At 65.2% G+C, this 4,729-nt stretch carries 4 protein-coding genes; 1 reads left to right on the forward strand and 3 read right to left on the reverse strand.

Going from position 1 to position 4,729, the window contains the following annotated elements; translation table 11 throughout:
• Positions 1 to 62: 62 nt before the first annotated feature.
• Genes KGM94_RS23640 through KGM94_RS23650 form a run of 3 tightly spaced genes read right to left on the reverse strand, consistent with a single transcriptional unit; the run spans position 63 to position 3,521 of the window.
• Positions 63 to 704: a cytochrome (ubi)quinol oxidase subunit III gene (locus KGM94_RS23640; RefSeq protein WP_300264649.1), complete on the reverse strand. Its 642-nt coding sequence runs from the start codon at positions 702 to 704 to the stop codon at positions 63 to 65.
• Complete coding sequence (gene cyoB / locus KGM94_RS23645; RefSeq protein WP_300264651.1) at positions 704 to 2,698, reverse strand: cytochrome o ubiquinol oxidase subunit I; 1,995 nt, start codon at positions 2,696 to 2,698, stop codon at positions 704 to 706. The genes KGM94_RS23640 and cyoB overlap by 1 nt, the downstream gene beginning before the upstream one ends.
• Positions 2,688 to 3,521: a cytochrome ubiquinol oxidase subunit II gene (locus KGM94_RS23650; protein WP_300264653.1), complete on the reverse strand. Its 834-nt coding sequence runs from the start codon at positions 3,519 to 3,521 to the stop codon at positions 2,688 to 2,690. Before KGM94_RS23650 ends, cyoB begins: the two co-directional genes overlap by 11 nt.
• A gap of 246 nt (positions 3,522 to 3,767) precedes the next feature.
• Here KGM94_RS23650 and KGM94_RS23655 point away from each other — a divergent pair, with 246 nt between their 5' ends.
• Positions 3,768 to 4,580 carry an SDR family NAD(P)-dependent oxidoreductase gene (locus KGM94_RS23655; protein ID WP_300264654.1) on the forward strand — a complete coding sequence of 271 codons (813 nt, stop codon included), beginning with the start codon at positions 3,768 to 3,770 and terminating at the stop codon, positions 4,578 to 4,580.
• The last annotated feature ends 149 nt before the right edge of the window (positions 4,581 to 4,729 follow it).

Below are 4,729 nucleotides of genomic sequence, written 5' to 3' on the forward strand. Positions count from 1 at the left end.
ATGTTCTTCCTCGTCGCCGGGTGCGACGTCGTGCTCTATCCGATGGTGGTGCGACAGGTCGCTCATGCGGCGCCTCCGAGCAGATAGACGACCGAGAAGACCGCGACCCAGATGATGTCGAGCGCATGCCAGAACAGCGCAAAGCACATCATGCGGCGCATGATGTCGGCGCGAAAGCCCTTGGCGAGGACCTGGGCCATCATGGTGAGAAGCCACAAGATGCCGGCCGAGACGTGCAGGCCGTGGCAGCCGACCAGGGTGAAGAACGCGGTGAGGAAGGCGCTGCGGGAGGGGCCGGCGCCGCGCGCGACGAGATCGGCGAACTCCCGGAACTCGATCGTGAGGAAGGCGAGCCCCAGCACGCAGGTCACCGCCATCGCGGCATGGAACCACAGCCTGTTGCGCACGTCGGCGGCGATGCTGGCGAGCCCGCAGGTGAAGCTCGAGAGCAGCAGGCACACCGTCTCGATCGCCACGTTGCCCTGGTCGAAGATCTCGGAGCCCTTCGGTCCGCCGGCGGTCTTGTCGAGCAGCACCGCGTAAGCCGCGAAAAAGCACGAGAACATCACGATGTCGGACAGCAGGAAGATCCAGAAGCCGTAGCCGGTGACGATGCGCTTCGGCGCCGGTCCCTCGTGCTCGACGACCCGTCCGATATGATGCGGGTCGGCATGCGCGTGGCCGATGGTCGCGGTCATCGCCATCACACGATCCCCGCCAGGCTGACGAGGCCGCGGCGCTCCTCGAGATTGACCCGATCGATGCGGGCGACCTCGGCGGCCGGGATGACGTATTCGTCATGGTCGCGCCAGGCGAACACGACGAAGGTCGCGAACGCGCCGATGCCGCCCAGGATCACCATCCACCAGATGTGCCAGATCAGCGCGAAGCCCATGATCGAGGCGAAGAAGGCGCAGACGAATCCGGTCGGCGAGTTCCGGGGCATCTCGATGTCGCGGTATTCGGGCTCACCGTGCTCGAGCTGCTTGGCATGCGCCTTCAGTTCCCAATAGGCGTCCCCACCCCGCACGTCCGGCGAGATGGCGAAGTTGAACACCGGCGGCGGCGACGACGTCGCCCATTCCAGCGAGCGGCCGTCCCAGGGATCGCCGGTGCGGTCGCGCAACGCCTCGCGATTGCGGATGCTGACCAGGAGCTGCACGACCTGGCAGACCACACCGATCGACAGCAGCGCCATGCCGACGGCCGCGGCGATCATCCAGGGCCGCCATGCCGCGACGTCGTAGTGCTGCATGCGCCGCGTCATGCCCAGCATGCCCGCGACATAGAGCGGCATGAAGGTGGCGTAGAAGCCGACGAAGGTGAACCAGAACGCGACCTTGCCCCAGCGCTCGTCCAGGCGAAAGCCGAAGGCCTTCGGAAACCAGTATTCGAAGCCGGCGAACACCCCGAACAGCACCCCGCCGATGATGACGTTGTGGAAGTGCGCCACCAGGAACATGCTGTTGTGCAGAAGGAAGTCGGCCGGCGGCACCGCGACCAGGACACCCGTCAGTCCGCCGATGATGAAGGTCACCATGAAGCCGACCGACCAAAGCATCGGCGTCGCAAAACGAATGCGGCCGCCGTACATCGTGAACAGCCAGTTGTAGATCTTCACGCCCGTGGGCACCGCGATGATCATGCTGGCGATGCCGAAGACGGCGTTGACGTCGGGGCCCGCGCCCATGGTGAAGAAATGGTGCAGCCACACCATGAAGGAGATGACGCAGATCGCCATGGTGGCGAGCACCATGGAGCGGTAGCCGAACAGCGGCTTGCCGGAGTAGGTCGAGACCACCTCGGAGAAGATGCCGAAGGCGGGCAGCACGAGGATGTAGACCTCGGGATGCCCCCAGGCCCAGATCAGGTTCATGAACATCATCTGGTTGCCGCCGGCCTCGTTGGTGAAGAAATGGAAGCCGAGATAGCGGTCGAGCAGCAGCATCGCGAGCGTTGCGGTGAGGATCGGGAATGCCGCGACGATCAGCAGGTTCGAGGCGAGCGTGGTCCAGCAGAACATCGGCATGCGCAGATAGCTCATGCCCTTGGTCCGCAGCTTCAGCACCGTCGTGACGAGATTGATGCCGGCCACCAGCGTGCCGACGCCCGATATCTGCAGCGACCAGGCGTAGTAGTCGACGCCGACGCCTGGCGAGTAGGTCAGTTCCGACAGCGGCGGAAACGCGAGCCAGCCGGTGCGCGCGAATTCGCCGACCACGAGCGAGAGGTTGACGAGCAGCGCGCCGGTCGCGGTGAGCCAGAAGCCGACCGAATTGAGCGTCGGAAAGGCGACGTCGCGCACCCCGAGCTGCAGCGGCACGACGAGGTTCATGAGCCCGATCACGAACGGCATCGCGACGAAGAAGATCATGATGGTGCCGTGTGCCGAGAAGATCTGGTTGTAATGCTCGGGCGGCAGGTAGCCCTGCGACTGGAAGGCGACGGCCTGCTGGATCCGCATCATGATGGCGTCGCTGCCGCCGCGCAGCAGCATCACCGATGCCAGCAGCATGTACATCACGCCGATCCGCTTGTGATCGACGCTGGTGATCCATTCATGCCAGAGATAGGGCAGATGCCCCTTCACGACGACCCAGACCAGCACCGCCAGGATCGCGACCAGCACGATCGCGCCGGCGAGCAGCGGGATCGGCTGGTCGAACGGGATGGCCGACCAATCGAGCTTACCGAGCATCGCGATCTCCATTGTGCGATCGTCCGGCATCCGACGTGACCCGCGGGCCCGGCCCCGGGGGGATATGCTGGGTCGAGATCAGGTCGAACAGGCGCGGGTCCTCGAGCCGGTAGCTCGGCCGGTCCTTGGCGATGCCCTGCTGCATCAGTTTCCTGTAGCTGTCCTCGTTCAGCACCCGATCGGTCTTCGCCGTGGCCGCGACCCAATCGGGAAACGCAAGCGGGGAGATCACGTTGACGTCGAACATCATGTCGGGGAAGCCGTCACCGGAGAAATGCGCGGACAGGCCCTGCATCTTGCCCTCGTTGTCGGCGCGCAAATTGAGCTTCGTCACCATGCCGTTCATGGTGTAGATCATGCTGCCGAGCTGCGGGATGAAGAACACGTTCATCACGCTCGATGAGGTGAGCTGGAGATTGAGCTCGGCGCCCGCCGGCACCGTCAGCGTATTGACGGTCGCGATCCGCTGGTCCGGATAGATGAACAGCCATTTCCAGTCGAGCGACACCGCCTGGATGCGGACCGGGCTGCCGGTCCCCGGCACCGGCACCGCCGGATCGAGCTGGTGCGACCCGATCCACGCGACCCCGCCGAGCAGGATGATGGTGAGGGCCGGGATCGACCACACCACGAGCTCGATGCGTCCGGAATAGGCGAAGTCGGGCTGAAAGCGCGCCTTCGGATTGGTCTCGCGAAACCAGAAGGCAAAGGCCAAGATGGCGACGATGGTCGGCACCACGATCGCCAGCATGATGGCGACAGAATCGATCAGAATGGTCTTGTCGGCTGCAGCGACAGGCCCCTGCGGATCGAGAAGGTTCATCGGCAAGCCGAATGCATTTGGTGATGACCCCGAGCCGCGCGTGGCGCGACCCCATCAACAAACGCAGGCTCCCCGAACCGGTTCCCTACGCCGGACCTCATGGACCCGGCGAAACGTGAGCCATGCGCCGCGCGCGCGGCAACATGCAAAGACATGCGAAGTCAATGACATGAGAGCAAGACGTTCGGACTTCTCGGGCCGGACGGCGGTTGCTATCGTGAGAAAAAATTTCGGGATGACACGACCATGCGGGGCTCTGAGGACGATGCCGGCCTGGCCGGCAAGGTGGCGCTGATCAGCGGCGGAGGTGCCGCCGGCGACGGCATCGGCAACGGTCGTGCCGCCGCGATCCTGCTGGCGCGCGCCGGCGCCAAGGTGCTGGTGGCCGATCGCGACCTCAAACTGGCCGAGCGCACGGTGGAGATGATCGCCACCGAAGGCGGCACGGCCGCCGCCCATGGCGGCGACGTCACCAGCGAGGACGATTGCCGAACACTGGTCGAAGCCGCGCTCGACCGCTGGGCCCGGCTCGATCTGCTCGACAACAATGTCGGCATCGGCAGCCGCGGCAGCGTGGTCGACGAGGCGCCCGAGCAATATCGTCGGGTCATGCAGGTCAATGTCGAGAGCATGTTCCTGCTGTCGAAGCACGCGATCCCCGCCATGATCAAAACCGCCGGAGGCGGCGCGATCGTCAACATCTCCTCGATCTCGGCGCTGCGGCCGCGCGGGCTCACGACCTACACGACGTCGAAGGCCGCGATCATCGGGTTGACCCGCGCCATGGCGGTCGACCATGGCCGCGACAATATCCGCGTCAACTGCATCTGCCCGGGACCGATGTACACGCCGATGGTCTACTCGCGCGGCATGAGCGAGCAGGCCCGCGCCAACCGCGCCAAGGCCTCGCTGCTGAAGACCGAGGGCACCGGCTGGGACGTCGGCCACGCCGTCAAATTCCTGCTCAGCGGCCACGCCCGTTACATCACCGGCCAGGTGCTGGTGGTCGACGGCGGCGTCACGCTGCAGGCGCCGGAGCGGGAATCGCAGGAACATTGAAAAGGACACACCGGATGGCCCGCCTGCCCTATCTCGAGGCCGACCAAGTCGCGCCCGAATATCGCGACATGCTCAAGCGCAACACCAACCTGCACAAGCTCCTGGTCAACTCGCCGGAGATGGCGCGCGCCTTCAACGGCCTCGGCGGC

This window comes from Bradyrhizobium sp., assembly GCF_028868675.1.
GTDB lineage: Bacteria > Pseudomonadota > Alphaproteobacteria > Rhizobiales > Xanthobacteraceae > Bradyrhizobium.

Bases quoted from the DNA above. Each gene is read 5' to 3' on its own strand.
- cyoB (WP_300264651.1), bottom strand. From the start codon at position 2,698: ATGCTCGGTAAGCTCGATTGGTCGGCCATCCCGTTCGACCAGCCGATC.
- KGM94_RS23650 (WP_300264653.1), bottom strand. From the start codon at position 3,521: ATGAACCTTCTCGATCCGCAGGGGCCTGTCGCTGCAGCCGACAAGACC.
- KGM94_RS23640 (WP_300264649.1), bottom strand. From the start codon at position 704: ATGGCGATGACCGCGACCATCGGCCACGCGCATGCCGACCCGCATCAT.
- KGM94_RS23655 (WP_300264654.1), top strand. From the start codon at position 3,768: ATGCGGGGCTCTGAGGACGATGCCGGCCTGGCCGGCAAGGTGGCGCTG.